This is a genomic window from Pseudomonas sp. TE24901 (assembly GCF_054058375.1).
The window spans coordinates 263,885-280,504 of record NZ_JBSSAF010000006.1; the positions used below are offsets into that span (position 1 = coordinate 263,885).

At 62.5% G+C, this 16,620-nt stretch carries 14 protein-coding genes and 1 tRNA gene; all 15 read left to right on the forward strand.

Annotated elements, in window-relative coordinates; all coding sequences use genetic code 11:
• Positions 1-36 precede the first annotated feature (36 nt).
• Positions 37-801 (forward strand): class I SAM-dependent methyltransferase, encoded by a 765-nt coding sequence (locus ACVWVP_RS14320; protein ID WP_178924451.1) that lies wholly within the window; start codon positions 37-39, stop codon positions 799-801.
• Positions 802-854: 53 nt separating this feature from the next.
• Entirely contained in the window at positions 855-1,937 is a 1,083-nt protein-coding gene (gene leuB, locus ACVWVP_RS14325) for a 3-isopropylmalate dehydrogenase (protein WP_178924449.1), read from the forward strand.
• A 64-nt stretch (positions 1,938-2,001) separates the two neighbouring features.
• Positions 2,002-3,114, forward strand: a complete 1,113-nt coding sequence (gene asd / locus ACVWVP_RS14330; RefSeq protein ID WP_178924447.1) for an aspartate-semialdehyde dehydrogenase — start codon at positions 2,002-2,004, stop codon at positions 3,112-3,114.
• A gap of 254 nt (positions 3,115-3,368) precedes the next feature.
• Positions 3,369-4,379 carry an aspartate-semialdehyde dehydrogenase gene (locus tag ACVWVP_RS14335; protein ID WP_178924445.1) on the forward strand — a complete coding sequence of 337 codons (1,011 nt, stop codon included), beginning with the start codon at positions 3,369-3,371 and terminating at the stop codon, positions 4,377-4,379.
• A 162-nt stretch (positions 4,380-4,541) separates the two neighbouring features.
• Positions 4,542-7,133: a FimV/HubP family polar landmark protein gene (locus ACVWVP_RS14340; protein WP_457406666.1), complete on the forward strand. Its 2,592-nt coding sequence runs from the start codon at positions 4,542-4,544 to the stop codon at positions 7,131-7,133.
• 232 nt (positions 7,134-7,365) lie between these two features.
• The gene (gene truA, locus ACVWVP_RS14345; RefSeq protein WP_178924501.1) at positions 7,366-8,190 is read left to right on the forward strand and encodes a tRNA pseudouridine(38-40) synthase TruA; all 825 of its coding nucleotides are present in this window, start codon (positions 7,366-7,368) and stop codon (positions 8,188-8,190) included.
• A gap of 64 nt (positions 8,191-8,254) precedes the next feature.
• Entirely contained in the window at positions 8,255-8,887 is a 633-nt protein-coding gene (locus ACVWVP_RS14350; RefSeq protein WP_259173650.1) for a phosphoribosylanthranilate isomerase, read from the forward strand.
• A 244-nt stretch (positions 8,888-9,131) separates the two neighbouring features.
• A complete protein-coding gene (gene accD / locus ACVWVP_RS14355) occupies positions 9,132-10,052 on the forward strand; it encodes an acetyl-CoA carboxylase, carboxyltransferase subunit beta (protein ID WP_025856447.1) in 921 nt (306 codons plus the stop codon).
• The gene (folC, locus tag ACVWVP_RS14360) at positions 10,049-11,356 is read left to right on the forward strand and encodes a bifunctional tetrahydrofolate synthase/dihydrofolate synthase (protein ID WP_457406670.1); all 1,308 of its coding nucleotides are present in this window, start codon (positions 10,049-10,051) and stop codon (positions 11,354-11,356) included. Before accD ends, folC begins: the two co-directional genes overlap by 4 nt.
• Positions 11,340-12,002 (forward strand): SPOR domain-containing protein, encoded by a 663-nt coding sequence (locus ACVWVP_RS14365; protein ID WP_178924438.1) that lies wholly within the window; start codon positions 11,340-11,342, stop codon positions 12,000-12,002. Before folC ends, ACVWVP_RS14365 begins: the two co-directional genes overlap by 17 nt.
• A gap of 257 nt (positions 12,003-12,259) precedes the next feature.
• Positions 12,260-12,817 carry a CvpA family protein gene (locus ACVWVP_RS14370; RefSeq protein WP_003212681.1) on the forward strand — a complete coding sequence of 186 codons (558 nt, stop codon included), beginning with the start codon at positions 12,260-12,262 and terminating at the stop codon, positions 12,815-12,817.
• A gap of 41 nt (positions 12,818-12,858) precedes the next feature.
• Entirely contained in the window at positions 12,859-14,364 is a 1,506-nt protein-coding gene (gene purF, locus ACVWVP_RS14375) for an amidophosphoribosyltransferase (protein ID WP_058426877.1), read from the forward strand.
• Positions 14,365-14,429: 65 nt separating this feature from the next.
• On the forward strand, positions 14,430-15,641 hold the full coding sequence (locus ACVWVP_RS14380; RefSeq protein WP_178924436.1) for an O-succinylhomoserine sulfhydrylase: 1,212 nt from the start codon (positions 14,430-14,432) through the stop codon (positions 15,639-15,641).
• Between the two features lie 11 nt (positions 15,642-15,652).
• Complete coding sequence (locus tag ACVWVP_RS14385; protein ID WP_178924499.1) at positions 15,653-16,417, forward strand: SDR family oxidoreductase; 765 nt, start codon at positions 15,653-15,655, stop codon at positions 16,415-16,417.
• A 107-nt stretch (positions 16,418-16,524) separates the two neighbouring features.
• Positions 16,525-16,600, forward strand: a tRNA-Val gene (locus tag ACVWVP_RS14390).
• Positions 16,601-16,620 lie beyond the last annotated feature (20 nt).

Genomic DNA, 16,620 nt, shown 5'->3' on the forward strand with positions numbered 1-16,620 from the left:
CCGTACAACCACCCCAAAACCCAAGGAAAAACCACCATGACCACCACCGCCCACACCCAAGTCGTGCAAAAACAATTCGGCGAGCAAGCCTCCGCCTACCTGAGCAGTGCCGTGCACGCCCAAGGCACCGAATTTGCGCTGCTGCAGGCCGAGCTGGCCGGGCAGGGCAGTGCGCGACTGCTGGATTTGGGCTGCGGTGCCGGTCATGTCAGCTTCCACGTTGCGCCGCTGGTCAACGAAGTGGTGGCCTACGATCTGTCGCAGCAGATGCTCGACGTGGTCGCCGCCGCTGCGAAAGACCGTAACCTGGGCAACATCCGCACCGTGCACGGCGCCGCCGAACGCTTGCCGTTCGCCGATGGCGAGTTCGACTTCGTGTTCAGCCGTTATTCGGCCCACCACTGGAGCGACCTCGGCCTGGCCCTGCGCGAAGTGCGCCGGGTGCTGAAGCCGGGCGGCGTGGCGGCCTTTGTCGACGTCTTGTCACCGGGCAGCCCGCTGTTGGACACTTACCTGCAAACCGTCGAAGTGCTGCGCGACACCAGCCACGTGCGTGACTACAGCGCCGCCGAGTGGATGCAGCAGCTCAGTGAGTCCGGCCTGCATGTGCGCAACAGCAGCCGCCAACGCTTGCGCCTGGAATACACCTCGTGGGTCGAGCGCATGCGCACGCCAGAGGTGCTGCGCGCAGCCATCCTTGAGCTGCAACAGGCGATGGGTCAGGAAGTGCGTGACTACTACGACATTCAAGCCGACGGCACCTTCAGCACCGACGTGCTGGTGGTGTTTGCCGAGCGCTGATCGATTTTTCCCGACCTGCCCGCGGGCAGGCCGCTTGATGAAATGAGGAACCCATGAGCAAGCAGATTCTGATTCTCCCTGGCGACGGTATTGGTCCGGAAATCATGGCCGAAGCGGTCAAGGTCCTGGAATTGGCCAACACCAAGTACAGCCTGGGCTTCGAGCTGAGCCACGACGTGATCGGCGGCGCCGCCATCGACAAGCACGGCGTACCGCTGGCCGATGAAACCCTGGACCGCGCCCGTGCGGCGGACGCCGTACTGCTCGGCGCCGTGGGTGGCCCGAAATGGGACAAGATCGAACGTGACATCCGCCCTGAGCGCGGCCTGTTGAAGATCCGTGCGCAACTGGGCCTGTTCGGCAACCTGCGCCCGGCGATCCTCTACCCGCAATTGGCTGATGCGTCGAGCCTCAAGCCGGACGTGGTCGCGGGCCTGGACATCCTGATCGTGCGTGAACTGACCGGCGGTATCTACTTTGGCTCGCCACGTGGCGTGCGTGAGTTGGAGAATGGCGAACGCCAGGCCTACGACACCCTGCCGTACAGCGAAAGCGAAATCCGCCGTATCGCCCGTGTTGGCTTCGACATGGCCCGTGTGCGTGGCAAGAAGGTCTGCTCGGTGGACAAGGCCAACGTGTTGGCCTCCAGCCAGCTGTGGCGTGAAATCGTCGAAGAAGTGGCCAAGGACTACCCGGATGTCGAACTGAGCCACATGTACGTCGACAACGCTGCCATGCAACTGGTGCGCGCACCCAAGCAGTTCGACGTGATCGTCACCGACAACCTGTTCGGCGACATCCTGTCCGACCAGGCCTCGATGCTCACCGGCTCCATCGGTATGCTGCCGTCGGCGTCCCTGGACACCAACAACAAGGGCATGTACGAGCCTTGCCACGGTTCGGCGCCGGACATCGCAGGCCAAGGCATTGCCAACCCGCTGGCGACCATTCTGTCGGTGTCGATGATGCTGCGTTACAGCTTCAACCTGAGTGAAGCGGCCGACGCCATCGAGAAGGCCGTGAGCCTGGTGCTGGACCAGGGTTTGCGCACCGGCGACATCTGGTCGCAGGGTTGCACCAAAGTTGGAACGCAAGAAATGGGCGACGCAGTAGTCGCCGCGCTGCGGAATCTGTAATCTCTCGGGCCCCCTTGCAGAAGTTTGCTGCAGGCGGCCCACTTTTTAACAAGGTGTAGTTGCGATGAAACGTGTAGGTCTGATCGGTTGGCGCGGTATGGTCGGTTCCGTGCTCATGCAGCGGATGCTGGAAGAGCAGGATTTCGATCTTATTGAGCCGGTGTTTTTCACCACTTCGAATGTGGGTGGCCAAGGGCCGTCTGTGGGCAAGGATATTGCCCCGCTCAAGGACGCCTACAGCATTGAAGAGCTGAAAACCCTCGACGTGATTCTGACCTGCCAGGGTGGCGACTACACCAGCGAAGTCTTCCCCAAGCTGCGCGAAGCCGGCTGGCAGGGTTACTGGATCGACGCCGCGTCGAGCCTGCGCATGCAGGACGACGCGGTGATCATCCTCGACCCGGTGAACCGCAAGGTCATCGACCAGCAGTTGGATGCGGGCACCAAGAACTACGTCGGCGGCAACTGCACCGTCAGCCTGATGCTGATGGGCCTGGGTGGCTTGTTCGAAGCCGGCCTGGTCGAGTGGATGAGTGCCATGACCTATCAGGCGGCCTCCGGTGCCGGCGCGCAGAACATGCGTGAGCTGATCAAGCAGATGGGCGCGACCCACGCGGCCGTGGCCGATCAACTGGCCGACCCGGCCAGCGCGATCCTCGACATCGACCGCCGCGTGGCCGAAGCCATGCGCAGCGATGCCTACCCGACCGAGAACTTCGGCGTGCCATTGGCCGGCAGCCTGATCCCGTGGATTGACAAAGAGCTGCCGAACGGCCAGAGCCGCGAAGAGTGGAAGGCCCAGGCCGAGACCAACAAGATCCTCGGTCGCTTCAAGAGCCCGATCCCGGTGGACGGCATCTGCGTGCGTATCGGCGCGATGCGCTGCCACAGCCAGGCACTGACCATCAAGCTGAACAAAGATGTGCCGATCGCCGATATCGAAGCGTTGATCAGCCAGCACAACCCATGGGTCAAGCTGGTGCCGAACAACCGCGACATCAGCATGCAGGAGCTGAGCCCGACCAAGGTCACCGGCACCCTGAACGTACCGGTGGGCCGCCTGCGCAAGCTGAACATGGGCACCCAGTACCTGGGCGCGTTCACCGTTGGCGACCAACTGCTGTGGGGCGCGGCCGAACCGCTGCGCCGCATGCTGCGGATCTTGCTGGAACGTTGATCGCGTAAGGCAATAAGAAAAACCCGCGTTCTGGTGACAGGCGCGGGTTTTTTGTTGTTCTTGAGGTCGCCATTGCAGGCAAGTCGAATCGTCGCACCGCAGCTCCCACATTTTGATTTGTGAACACGGTCAAATGTGGGAGCTGGCTTGCCTGCGATAGGGCCATCAGCTCCACCGCATAAGCCGGTTCAATTGCCTCACCCCCAGCCACCCGGTAAAGTGCCGCTCCCCCCGCAATGCCCGAGGCAGCCCCCATGACCCAGACCTTTGATATCGCCGTGATCGGCGCCACCGGCACTGTCGGTGAAACCCTGGTGCAGATCCTCGAAGAACTGGACTTCCCGGTCGGCGCCCTGCATTTGCTGGCCGGCAGCAACTCGGCCGGTGCGTCGGTGCCGTTTCGCGGCAAGAACGTGCGGGTCAAGGAAGTCGACGAGTTCGATTTCAGCAAGGTGCAGTTGGCGTTCTTTGCCGCGGGCCCGGCTGTAACCTTGAGCTTCGCCCCGCGTGCTACGGCGGCGGGTTGCTCGGTGATCGATCTGTCCGGTGCGTTGCCGGCCGAACAAGCGCCTCAGGTTGTGCCGGAGGCAAATGCGCACGTGTTGAGCGGGCTGAGCAAACCATTTCAGCTCGGTAGTCCAAGCCCATCGGCCACCAATCTGGCAGTGGTGCTGGCGCCGTTGCGCGGGTTGCTCGATATCCAGCGCGTCAGCGTCACCGCCAACCTGGCGGTGTCGGCCCAGGGCCGCGAAGCCGTCAGTGAGTTGGCCCGGCAGACCGCCGAGCTGTTGAACGTGCGACCGCTGGAGCCGCAGTTCTTTGATCGGCAAATGGCCTTCAACCTGCTGGCCCAGGTCGGCAAGCCAGACGCCCAAGGTCATACAGCCCTGGAGAAACGCCTCGTACACGAGCTGCGCGCAGTACTGGACATGCCGTTGCTGAAGATTTCCGCAACCTGCGTTCAAGCCCCGGTGTTTTTTGGCGATAGCCTGACTGTGTCATTGCAACTGGGGGCGCCGGTCGATCTGGCGGTCGTCAACCGCGTGCTTGAGGCTGCACCGGGTATCGAGCTGGTCGAGGAGGGCGATTACCCAACGGCCGTGGGCGATGCGGTGGGCCAGGACGTGGTCTACGTGGGCCGGGTTCGCGCAGGTGTGGATGACCCCGCGGAACTAAATCTGTGGCTGACGTCAGATAACGTACGCAAAGGCGCCGCCCTGAATGCGGTGCAGCTGGCGCAGTTGTTGATAAAAGGCCTTGCGTAAAAGATACTTGGCGGCAATTTGTAGATTGATTCTAGCCAGGCGCTATGCTTGGCCCCAAGCAGCAAAAGATGCGCGTCGGTGACCTATCGGCTCGCCATGCCTTATGGCAGCGGTTACCAACCTTCTCGCGGGCCGGGGAGTGTTCAGACAAAGGATGAGGCTATGGTTCAAGTTCGCAAACTGGTGTTAGCAATAGCGGCCGCCTCGGCGCTGTCCTCCGGTATGGCGCAGGCGCTGCAGCTGGGGGAAATGACCCTCAAGTCGAAGTTGAACCAGCCGTTGTCGGTGGAAATCGAACTGCTCGATGTCGGTGGCCTCACCGCGTCCGAGATCACCCCGAGCCTGGCGTCGTCCCAGGCGTTTGTGGATGCGGGCGTCGATCGCCAGGCATTCCTCAATGACCTGACGTTTACCCCGGTCATCAACCCTAACGGGCGCAGCGTGGTGCGTGTCACCTCCAGCAAGCCGTTGCCCGATTCCTACATACGCTTCCTGCTGCAGGTGCAATGGCCCAATGGCCGCCTGATGCGCGACTACAGCGTGCTGCTCGACCCGGCCAAGTTCGATCAGGCAACACCTGCACCGACGGCAGCGGCTCCTGCGCCGACAGTGCGTTTGAGCGCGCCGGCGAATACCGCGCCTGCCGTCAGTAAACCGGCCCAGCACACCACGACTTCGCGCGACACCCTGTGGGAAATCGCCGAGAAGAACCGTAATGGCGCGTCGGTGCAGCAAACGATGCTGGCGATCCAGGCGCTCAACCCGGATGCCTTCATCGATGGCAACATCAACCGTTTGAAAACCGGCCAGGTCCTGCGCCTGCCGGATCGTGTGCAAGCCACCAGCCTGCCGCAATCGAAGGCCATTGCCGAGGTGACTGCGCAGAACAATGCCTGGCGTCAGGGCCGTCGCGCGGCAACAAACCCGGTGGCCGGCAAGCAACAACTGGACGCCACCAAGCGGACCCAGGCGGGCAGTGCACCCTCAAGCACCAACACCCAGGACAACCTGAGCCTGGTCTCGGCCGAGTCCGCCAAAAAAGGCGCGAAGGGCAAGGCGGGTGACAACCGCGCCCTGAGCGACAAGCTGGCGATGACTCAGGAACAACTGGACACCACCCGTCGCGACAATGAAGAACTGAAAAGCCGTGCGGCCGATCTGCAAAGCCAGTTGGACAAGCTGCAAAAGCTGATCCAGCTGAAAAACGATCAGCTGGCGCGCTTGCAGGCCGAAAAAGGCGACCCGGCTGCTGCCCCTGCGACGGCAGCGATGTCGGCGCAGTTGGCCAACGCTCCGGCCGCCGCGGCACCTGCCACGCCTGCGCCTGCGACCCCGGAAGCCACTGCGCCAGCCCCTGAGCCGATCAAGCCGCAAGCCGCGCCTGCCTCGACCGAAGACAAATTCAACGACCTGCTGACCAACCCGATCGTGCTCGGCGTGGTCGGCGGTGCGGCGGGCCTGGTGGTGTTGCTGCTCCTGCTGCTGTGGGCGCGCCATCGCAACGCTCGCCGCGAAGAGGAAAAACACCTGCGCATGGCGCGGGCGCTGGCGGAAGAGCCGGAGTTCACCTCCAACCTCGATCATGACCTGCCACCAGACAGCTTCGAAGGCCTGGAGGTGCCAGCTCCCAATGTAAAGCTGGCAGCGGCCCCAACCCCCGCCCCGGTGGTTGAGGAGCCGGTAATCACACCAACCGTTGCCTCCGTGCTCGCGCCATTGGCCGTTGCAGTGGCCCCGATGAATTCCAGCGACGCCTTGGCGCAGGCCCAGTCCCATATCGATCGCGGCCACCTGAACCAGGCCGCCGATGTGCTGGAGCAGGCGATCAAGCACGAGCCCAAGCGCAGCGACCTGCGTTTGAAGCTGATGGAAGTCTACGGCCTGCAAAACGATAAGGACGGTTTCGTGACCCAGGAGCGTCAACTGGTGGCCAATGGTGAAAACCATGCCCAGGTTGAACAGCTCAAGTCGCGCTTCCCGGCCATGGCCGTGTTGGCGGCTGGTGTCAGCGCCGCGGTTGCCGCCGCCGCGCTGGACGCCCAGTACGTCAAGGACCTGCTGGAAGACAAGCCGGCCGCACCGGCGCCGACGCCTGCTCCCGAGGCTGATGCGTTCGACACCGATTTCGACCTGAGCCTGGACGACCTGGAAGCGGCTTCCCCGGCTGTGGTCATCCCGGATGATGAGTTGAGCTTTGAGTCGGTGCTGCAACAGCAGACCGATGCCAAGGCCAGCCCGGACGACCTGTCGGACTTTGACCTGGACCTGCAACTGGACGCGCCGGGCTCTGCGCAGTCCGATGACGACTTCCTCTCGGGCCTTGAAGACCAGATGAAGGATGTGCCAGCCGTTGAACCGCCGACCCTCACGCCGGCTGCGCTGGACGATTTCGACCTGCCGGAAGACTTCGACCTGTCCCTGGCCGATGAGCCAGAGGCGCCTGGCGTTGCCAAGCCCGATGCATTTGCGTCGGAGCTGGATGACGTCAACGCTGAGTTGGATCGTCTGTCCCAGAGTCTGGAGCATCCGCCCATCGAGCCGTCCTTTACTGCTGAAGACGCGGCGCTGGGGGGCGATGAGCCGGAATTCGACTTCCTCTCCGGCACCGATGAAGTCGCGACCAAGCTGGACCTGGCCCAGGCCTATATCGACATGGGGGATGCCGACGGTGCGCGGGACATTCTCAGCGAAGTGCTGACCGAAGGTGACGAGGTTCAGCGCGGCGAGGCCAAGGAAATGCTCGGCCGTATCTGACGGGCGACGAAACTCTAATGTGGGAGCGGGCTTGCTCGCGAATACGATGGTTCAGTCACCATTTGCAGTGACTGACACTGCGCATTCGCGAGCAAGCCCGCTCCCACATTTGGCTCGGCGCCAGTCCTTAACAAAAGCGCCCATCTCGCTATTTCGGCCTTTATAATGGCCACCTTTGCGCAACTCATCAGGCTCTCAGTTCTTGGCAAATATAGATAACCCGGCTGCCGAAATGGCGGCCGCAGGCTTTTACCGCATCGCCCTGGGCGTGGAATACAAAGGCTCGCGCTATCGCGGCTGGCAGCGCCAGGCCTCGGGTGTACCGACGGTGCAGGAAACCCTGGAAAACGCCTTGTCGAAGGTCGCCGACTCGCCGGTGTCGTTGATGTGCGCCGGGCGTACGGACGCCGGTGTGCACGCCTGTGGCCAGGTGGTGCACTTCGATACCCAAGCCGAGCGCTCGATGAAGGCGTGGGTCATGGGCGCCAATATCAACTTGCCCCATGATGTCAGCGTCAGTTGGGCCAAGGTCATGCCTGCGCACTTTCATGCGCGCTTCAAGGCCATCGCCCGGCGCTACCGCTACGTGATCTACAACGATCAGATCCGCCCGGCGCACCTCAACGAAGAAATCACCTGGAACCACCGCCCGCTGGACGCAGACCGCATGGCCGAAGCCGCGCAGTATCTGGTAGGCGTGCATGACTTCAGTGCGTTCCGCGCCGGCCAGTGCCAGGCCAAGTCGCCGATCAAGGAAGTCCACCACCTGCGGGTGACCCGTCACGGCAAGATGATCGTGCTGGATATCCGCGCCGGGGCGTTCCTGCATCACATGGTGCGCAACATTGCCGGTGTGTTGATGACCATCGGCACGGGCGAGCGCCCGGTGGAATGGGCCAAGGAGGTGCTGGAAAGCCGGATCCGCCGTACCGGCGGCGTGACGGCTCACCCTTTCGGCCTGTACCTGGTGGATGTGGAGTATCGCGACGAGTTCGAATTGCCGGAACGTTTCATCGGGCCACACTTCCTCACCGGTTTCAGCGAACTTGGCGGCTGACGCCCGGAAAAGCTTTTGTTACCATCCGGGACTTTATCGGTCCGATGCCTGAGGTTTTCACGACATGTCCGCCGTTCGCAGCAAGATTTGCGGGATTACCCGCATGGAAGACGCGCTGGCGGCAGTCGAGGCGGGAGCGGATGCCATCGGTTTCGTGTTTTACGCCAAGAGCCCGCGTGCGGTGAATGTCTTGCAGGCACGGGCGATCATCGCCGCGCTGCCGCCGTTCGTGACCACCGTGGGCTTGTTCGTCAACGCCAGCCGCTGTGAACTCAACGAAACCCTGGATGCCGTGCCGCTGGACATGCTGCAGTTTCACGGTGACGAAAGCCCTGATGAGTGCGAAAGCTACCAGCGCCCTTACATCAAGGCGTTGCGCGTCAAGGCCGGCGACGATATCGCGGCGGCATGCGCGGCCTACACCGGCGCTCGCGGGATTTTGCTGGACACCTATGTCGAAGGCGTACCCGGGGGGACGGGGGAGGCGTTCGATTGGTCGCTGATTCCCGAGGGCCTGAGCAAGCCGATCATCCTGGCGGGCGGGCTCAACCCCGCGAATGTCGGGGCTGCGATCGAGCAGGTGCGCCCGTATGCCGTGGATGTCAGCGGTGGGGTGGAGCAGGGCAAGGGCATCAAGGATCACGCCAAGATTCGCGCATTCATGCAAGCCGTGCGCAACAGCAGTGGCGGGATGTGACGGCTGGCAGTCTGCCGCCGTCCATAACTACCACTGTGTAAAACAGCCCGGCGCCGCCTGCGGGAGGCCCGGAAATGAAGTGGCAACCTTGCACGGGCAGGTTGTCTGGAAGGCTGAGGAAGTGTGCAGGAAATGGCCGGTCGAACACCTGACCCCGTCCTGCATGCGTCATCGCCACATATGAATTTAGCTCAAGGGCATACGCGGGGCTGTGTTCAAGCCACCGGTACTGGAGAAAGAAAGCATGAGCAACTGGTTAGTAGACAAACTGATCCCTTCGATCATGCGTTCCGAGGTGAAGAAAAGCTCGGTTCCTGAAGGTCTGTGGCACAAGTGCCCATCCTGCGACGCGGTGCTGTACCGCCCGGAGCTGGAAAAGACCCTGGACGTTTGCCCCAAGTGCAACCACCACATGCGTATCGGCGCCCGCGCCCGCATCGACATCTTCCTTGATGCAGAAGGTCGCAACGAGCTGGGTGCTGACCTGGAGCCGGTCGACCGTCTCAAGTTCCGCGACGGCAAGAAGTACAAGGACCGCCTGACCGCTGCGCAAAAGCAGACCGGCGAGAAAGACGCGTTGATTTCCGTCAGCGGCAAGCTGCTGGGCATGCCTGTCGTGGTGTCGGCGTTCGAGTTCTCGTTCATGGGCGGCTCCATGGGTGCCATCGTCGGTGAGCGCTTTGTGCGCGCTGCCAACTACGCCCTGGAAAACCGTTGCCCGATGATCTGCTTCGCCGCCTCCGGTGGTGCGCGCATGCAGGAAGCCCTGATTTCCCTGATGCAAATGGCCAAGACCTCTGCGGTACTGGCGCGCCTGCGTGAAGAGGGCATCCCGTTCATCTCCGTGCTCACCGACCCGGTCTACGGCGGCGTTTCCGCCAGCCTGGCGATGCTGGGTGACGTGATCGTTGGCGAACCAAAGGCCCTGATCGGCTTTGCCGGCCCGCGCGTGATTGAGCAGACCGTGCGTGAAAAACTGCCGGAAGGCTTCCAGCGCAGCGAGTTCCTGCTGGAGCACGGCGCCATCGACCTGATCATCCCGCGTGGCGAGCTGCGCCCACGCCTGGGTAACCTGCTGGCACAGATGATGGGCCTGCCTACCCCTGTGTACGTTGCGCCTAAAGTCGAACCGATCGTCGTGCCACCGGTGCCTGCAAACCTATGACCCAACGTACCCTGGGCGAATGGCTCGCCTACCTTGAGCAGTTGCATCCGTCCGCCATCGACATGGGCCTGGAGCGCTCGCAACAGGTAGCGGCCCGCCTCGGGTTGGGCCGCCCGGCACCGCGCGTGATCACGGTGACCGGTACCAATGGCAAAGGCTCTACTTGCGCCTTTGTCGCCGCGCTGCTGCAAGCCCAAGGGCTGAAGGTGGGCGTGTACAATTCCCCGCACCTGCTGCGTTATAACGAGCGGGTGCAGCTCAATGGTGTCGAAGCCACTGATGAGCAACTCTGCGAAGCCTTCGCCGCACTCGATGCCGGGCGTGGCGAGATTTCCCTGACTTACTTCGAAATGGGCACCCTGGCGGCGTTCTGGCTGTTCGAGCGTGCCCAGCTGGATGTGGTCGTGCTGGAAGTTGGCCTGGGCGGGCGCCTGGACACGGTCAATGTGGTGGACGCCGACCTGGCGTTGATCACCAGCATTGGTGTGGACCACGCCGATTATCTGGGCAATACCCGCGAGTCCGTCGCCTTTGAAAAGGCCGGGATCTTCCGCCAGGGCAAGCCGGCGCTGTGTGGTGATCTTGACCCGCCGCACACCTTGCTCGACAAGGTGCGTGAGCTGGATTGCCCGTTCTTCCTGCGTGGCCGCGAATTCAGCCTGGAGATCGGTGAGCAGCACTGGCAATGGCGTGGGCGTGATGGGCGCGGCCAAGTTGTTGAGTTACGCGACCTGCCGTTGCTGAACCTGCCGATGGAAAATGCCGCACTGGCCCTGCAGGCCTATCTGCTGCTGGACCTGCCTTGGAATGCCGAGCAGATCGCCGCTACCTTGCTGGCGACTCGCGTGGTGGGGCGTCTGGACCGTCGTGAGTTCGAATGGCAGGGTAAGCGCCTGAACCTGTTGCTGGACGTGGGGCACAATCCCCATGCGGCCGAGTACTTGGCGCAGCGTTTGTCCCGCACGCCGCCGGCCGGTCGTCGACTGGCCGTGTTTGGCTTGCTGGCCGACAAGGACCTGGAGGGCGTGGTTGCGCCCTTGCTGGGCAATGTCCAGGCCTGGGCTGTAGCGCCGCTGGATACGCCGCGTAGCCGCCCGGCCGCCGAGCTTGAAGCGGCCTTGCAGAACCTTGGTGCGCCGGTGGCGTCGTATGCAAGCGTGACTGATGCCCTTGAGGCGCAGTGCGCCGTTGCCACACCTGACGATGAGATTCTGTTGTTCGGATCATTTTATTGTGTTGCCGAGGCGCTTGAGTGGTTGGCCCGGCGCTCCACGGAGGAAGCTGCACATGGCATTACTGGATAGCGCATACAAGCAGCGAATGGTCGGAGCCCTGGTTCTGGTGGCGTTGGCGGTGATTTTTTTGCCGATGCTGTTTTCCCGCCAGGACGAGCAGCGCCAGGTTGTCGTAGAGGCCCCGGCTGCGCCCCAGGCGCCTGCAGTGCCCCAGGTACAGGTTGAGCCGGTGGTGGTGCCCGAGCCCCAGGCATTGCCGGAGGAAGAGCCGGTGCCGAGCGATGCGGAAGTGGCTGCCCAGCAGCCGCCTTCAGCGCCTGTGCAGCCGAGTGTGCCAGTGGTCAAGCCAGCGCCTGCTGCGCCGGTGGCAGCCGCGAAGCCCGCTGCCCCAGCACCTGCGCCCAAACCGGTAGCGCCGCAACCGGCTGCGCCGGGTAAGCCGGATGTGGGTCAGAGCCGCATCGACCCGAATGGTTTGCCGATCAGCTGGTCCATCCAAGTGGCCAGCCTGGGCAACCGTGAAGGTGCCGACGCCTTGCAGAAAAAGCTGCGCAGCCAGGGCTATAACGCTTACATCCGCAGCGCCGATGGCAAGAACCGCGTGTTTATCGGACCGCTGATCGAGCGTGCCGAGGCGGACCGGCTGCGGGACCTGCTGGATCGCCAGCAGAACCTCAAGGGTTTCGTCACCCGTTTCCAGCCTGAGCGCGGTTAATACCGCCAGTCTCTGATTGGAATGCAAGCCAAATGTGGGAGCTGGCTTGCCTGCGATGAGGGTGGGTCACTCAACAGTAATGTTGAATGTGCCGGCCCTATCGCAGGCAAGTCAGCTCCCACATGGGTTTTGGGGTGTGGTTGAAATCGGGTTTTCTAACCCCAACCTATTGATTTGCAACGCAGCCGTAATCACAGCTTACCGACAGCCCAGCGCTCTGCTAAAATGCGCCGCCTCATCTGTCCGTAGGCTGCACTGTGCCATTTACCTGGGTTGATTGGGCGATCGTTGCCATCGTCGCCATCTCCGCTTTGATCAGTCTAAGCCGCGGCTTCGTAAAAGAAGCACTGTCGTTGCTGACCTGGATCATCGCAGGAGTCGTAGCCTGGATGTTCGGCGGTTCACTGTCGGTCTACCTGGCCGGATACATCGAGACACCTTCGGCTCGCGTCATCGCGGGCTGCGCCATCATGTTCATCGCCACGCTGCTGGTGGGGGCAATGGTCAATTATCTTATTGGCGAGTTGATACGTGTCACCGGCCTCTCCGGGACCGATCGATTTCTCGGCATGGCCTTCGGCGCCGCACGTGGCGGCTTGCTGGTGGTTGTGGCGGTCGGGCTGTTGAGCCTGGGGCCAGTACAGCAGGATTCGTGGTGGCAGGAGTCGGTACTCGTGCCAAAATTTCTATTGGTTGCAGATTGGTCCAAGAACCTCATATTGGGGTGGAGCAGTCAGTGGCTGGCCAGCGGAATCAGCGTACCCGCTGACCTTCCGTTCAAGGAGCACCTCTTGCCGGCCAAAACGCCTCAGTAAGTTGTGTTCAGTCAAGATTCATTAAGTAGGGGTTGCGTCGCATGTGTGGCATCGTCGGTATCGTCGGTAAGTCGAACGTCAATCAGGCGCTGTATGACGCGCTAACCGTCCTCCAGCACCGCGGCCAGGACGCTGCCGGTATTGTGACCAGCCACGACGGCCGGTTATTCCTGCGCAAGGACAATGGCCTGGTTCGTGACGTGTTCCATCAGCGTCACATGCAGCGCCTGGTCGGGCACATGGGTATTGGCCATGTGCGTTATCCGACTGCCGGTAGCTCGACTTCGGCCGAAGCTCAACCGTTTTACGTCAACTCGCCTTACGGCATCACCCTGGCGCACAACGGTAACCTGACCAACGTTGAACAGCTGGCCAAGGAGATTTACGAATCTGACCTGCGCCACGTCAACACCAGCTCCGACTCGGAAGTGCTGCTCAACGTGTTCGCCCACGAGCTGGCCCAGCGCGGCAAGCTGCAGCCGACCGAAGAAGACGTGTTTGCCGCCGTGACCGACGTGCACAACCGTTGCGTCGGTGGCTACGCCGTCGTGGCCATGGTCACCGGTTATGGCATCGTTGGTTTCCGTGACCCCCACGGCATCCGCCCGATCGTGTTCGGCCAACGTCACACCGACGAAGGCGTCGAGTACATGATCGCTTCCGAAAGCGTGTCCCTGGACGTGCTGGGTTTCACCCTGATCCGCGACCTCGCGCCGGGCGAAGCGGTGTACATCACCGAAGACGGCAAGCTGCACACCCGTCAGTGCGCCGTGGCGCCGAAACTCACCCCATGCATCTTCGAACACGTCTACCTGGCGCGTCCGGATTCGATCATTGACGGCGTTTCGGTCTACAAAGCGCGCCTGCGTATGGGCGAGAAGCTGGCCGAGAAGATCCTGCGCGAGCGTCCTGAACACGACATCGACGTGGTGATCCCGATTCCGGACACCAGTCGTACCGCTGCGCTGGAGCTGGCCAACCACTTGGGCGTCAAGTTCCGCGAAGGCTTCGTGAAGAACCGCTACATCGGCCGGACCTTCATCATGCCCGGCCAGGCAGCGCGCAAGAAGTCGGTGCGTCAGAAGCTCAACGCCATCGAGTTGGAATTCCGCGGCAAGAACGTGATGCTGGTGGACGACTCCATCGTGCGCGGCACCACCTGCAAGCAGATCATCCAGATGGCCCGCGAAGCCGGTGCGAAGAACGTGTACTTCTGCTCCGCGGCGCCTGCTGTGCGTTACCCGAACGTGTACGGCATCGACATGCCGAGCGCTCACGAGCTGATCGCTCACAACCGTTCGACCCAGGACGTGGCCGACCTGATCGGCGCCGACTGGCTGATCTACCAGGACCTGCCGGACCTGATCGAAGCGGTTGGCGGTGGCAAGATCAAGATCGAGCAGTTCGACTGCGCCGTGTTCGATGGCAAGTACGTGACCGGTGACGTCGACGAGGCCTACCTGAACAAGATCGAGCAGGCGCGTAATGACTCGTCGAAGATCAAGACCCAGGCGGTCAGCGCGATCATCGATCTGTACAACAACTGAGTAAACACCGGCCCTGAGGGGCCGGTTTTGTATCTTAAATAAAGAATTGAGTAAGGAGTGGCAGCATGAGTCAGGAATGGGATGCCGGTCGGTTGGACAGCGACCTCGATGGCGTAGCTTTCGATACCCTGGCTGTGCGCGCTGGCCAGCACCGCACCCCGGAAGGTGAGCACGGTGATCCGATGTTCTTCACCTCCAGCTATGTGTTCCGCACTGCGGCCGATGCGGCTGCGCGGTTTGCCGGTGAGGTGCCGGGCAACGTGTATTCGCGCTACACCAACCCGACCGTGCGTGCGTTCGAAGAGCGTATCGCGGCGCTGGAAGGGGCCGAGCAGGCGGTGGCGACGGCAACCGGCATGGCAGCCATCCTGGCGGTGGTAATGAGCCTGTGCAGCGCGGGCGACCATGTATTGGTGTCGCGCAGCGTGTTCGGCTCGACCATCAGCCTGTTCGAAAAGTATTTCAAGCGCTTCGGTATCGAAGTGGACTACGTGCCCCTGGCGGACTTGTCTGGCTGGGATAAGGCGATCAAGGCCAATACCAAGCTGCTGTTCGTCGAGTCGCCCTCCAACCCGCTGGCCGAGTTGGTGGATATTGCCGCGTTGTCCGAAGTGGCTCACGCCAAGGGCGCGATGCTGGTGGTCGATAACTGCTTCTGCACGCCGGCACTGCAACAGCCGTTGAAGTTGGGCGCAGACATCGTCGTGCACTCGGCCACCAAGTTCATCGACGGCCAGGGTCGTTGCATGGGCGGTGTGGTGGCCGGTCGCAGCGAGCAGATGAAAGAAGTCGTCGGCTTCCTGCGCACCGCTGGCCCGACCTTGAGCCCGTTCAACGCCTGGATCTTCCTCAAAGGCCTGGAAACCCTCAACCTGCGGATGAAGGCCCATTGCGCCAACGCCCAGGCGCTGGCCGAGTGGCTGGAGCAGCAGGACGGTATCGAGAAGGTGCATTACGCCGGCCTCAAGAGCCACCCGCAGCACGAATTGGCCCAGCGCCAGCAGCGTGGCTTCGGTGCGGTGGTGAGTTTTGAAGTGAAAGGCGGCAAAGAGGGCGCCTGGCGCTTTATCGATGCGACGCGGCTGATCTCCATCACCGCCAACCTGGGTGACAGCAAGACCACCATTACCCACCCGAGCACTACGTCCCACGGGCGCCTGGCGCCGGCGGAGCGTGAAGCGGCCGGTATCCGCGACAGCCTGATCCGCATCGCGGTCGGCCTGGAAGATGTGGCCGACCTGCAGGCGGACCTGGCTCGCGGGCTGGCGGCCTTGTGATCGAGTGGTCCATGGAGGCCGCGACGGCCAGTAACGGTCGTGTAGCGCTGGTGACGGGCGCCGCGCGGGGCATCGGCCTCGGTATCGCGGCCTGGCTGATCAGTGAAGGCTGGCAGGTAGTGTTGACCGACCTGGACCGCGAGCGCGGTGCCAAGGTGTCCAAGGTGCTGGGCGACAACGCCTGGTTTATCACCATGGACGTGGCTGACGAGAAACAGGTGGCCCAGGGCGTTGCCGAGGTGCTCGGCCAGTTCGGGCGCCTGGACGCGTTGGTGTGCAACGCCGCCGTGGCCGACCCGCACAACATCACCCTGGAAAGCCTCGACCTGGCTTACTGGAACCGGGTGCTGGCGGTGAACCTGAGCGGGCCGATGCTGCTGGCCAAGCACTGTGCGCCGTACCTGCGCGCTCACGGCGGGGCGATCGTCAACCTGGCCTCGACCCGTGCCCGTCAATCGGAGCCGGACACCGAAGCCTATGCGGCGAGCAAGGGCGGCTTGCTCGCCCTGACTCACGCACTGGCCATGAGCCTGGGGCCGGAAGTGCGGGTCAATGCCGTCAGCCCGGGCTGGATTGATGCGCGTGACCCGGCTGCACGGCGTGCCGAGCCGTTGAGCGATGCTGATCATGCCCAGCATCCGGCAGGCCGGGTGGGCACGGTGGAGGATGTGGCCGCGATGGTGGCGTGGTTGCTGTCGCGCCAGGCCGGTTTTGTCACCGGACAAGAGTTTGTCGTGGACGGTGGCATGAGCAAGAAGATGATTTACAGCGAGTAGGGCGGATGGCCGTCTTGAAGCAATTTTGTCTTTTTCAGAAAAACTTCAAGCAGGGTATTGACTTAGGTCCGTTACCTGCGTAAATTTCGCGGCCTCAACGAAGCAAAGGGTGATTAGCTCAGCTGGGAGAGCATCTGCCTTACAAGCAGAGGGTCGGCGGTTCGATCCCGTCATCACCCACCACTTCTTGAGAGTTTTGCTTT

Excerpts from the sequence above, each read along its gene's own strand:
- ACVWVP_RS14320 (WP_178924451.1), top strand. The coding sequence starts at position 37 with ATGACCACCACCGCCCACACCCAAGTCGTGCAAAAACAATTCGGCGAG.
- leuB (WP_178924449.1), top strand. The coding sequence starts at position 855 with ATGAGCAAGCAGATTCTGATTCTCCCTGGCGACGGTATTGGTCCGGAA.
- asd (WP_178924447.1), top strand. The coding sequence starts at position 2,002 with ATGAAACGTGTAGGTCTGATCGGTTGGCGCGGTATGGTCGGTTCCGTG.
- ACVWVP_RS14335 (WP_178924445.1), top strand. The coding sequence starts at position 3,369 with ATGACCCAGACCTTTGATATCGCCGTGATCGGCGCCACCGGCACTGTC.
- ACVWVP_RS14340 (WP_457406666.1), top strand. The coding sequence starts at position 4,542 with ATGGTTCAAGTTCGCAAACTGGTGTTAGCAATAGCGGCCGCCTCGGCG.
- truA (WP_178924501.1), top strand. The coding sequence starts at position 7,366 with ATGGCGGCCGCAGGCTTTTACCGCATCGCCCTGGGCGTGGAATACAAA.
- ACVWVP_RS14350 (WP_259173650.1), top strand. The coding sequence starts at position 8,255 with ATGTCCGCCGTTCGCAGCAAGATTTGCGGGATTACCCGCATGGAAGAC.
- accD (WP_025856447.1), top strand. The coding sequence starts at position 9,132 with ATGAGCAACTGGTTAGTAGACAAACTGATCCCTTCGATCATGCGTTCC.
- folC (WP_457406670.1), top strand. The coding sequence starts at position 10,049 with ATGACCCAACGTACCCTGGGCGAATGGCTCGCCTACCTTGAGCAGTTG.
- ACVWVP_RS14365 (WP_178924438.1), top strand. The coding sequence starts at position 11,340 with ATGGCATTACTGGATAGCGCATACAAGCAGCGAATGGTCGGAGCCCTG.
- purF (WP_058426877.1), top strand. The coding sequence starts at position 12,859 with ATGTGTGGCATCGTCGGTATCGTCGGTAAGTCGAACGTCAATCAGGCG.
- ACVWVP_RS14380 (WP_178924436.1), top strand. The coding sequence starts at position 14,430 with ATGAGTCAGGAATGGGATGCCGGTCGGTTGGACAGCGACCTCGATGGC.
- ACVWVP_RS14385 (WP_178924499.1), top strand. The coding sequence starts at position 15,653 with ATGGAGGCCGCGACGGCCAGTAACGGTCGTGTAGCGCTGGTGACGGGC.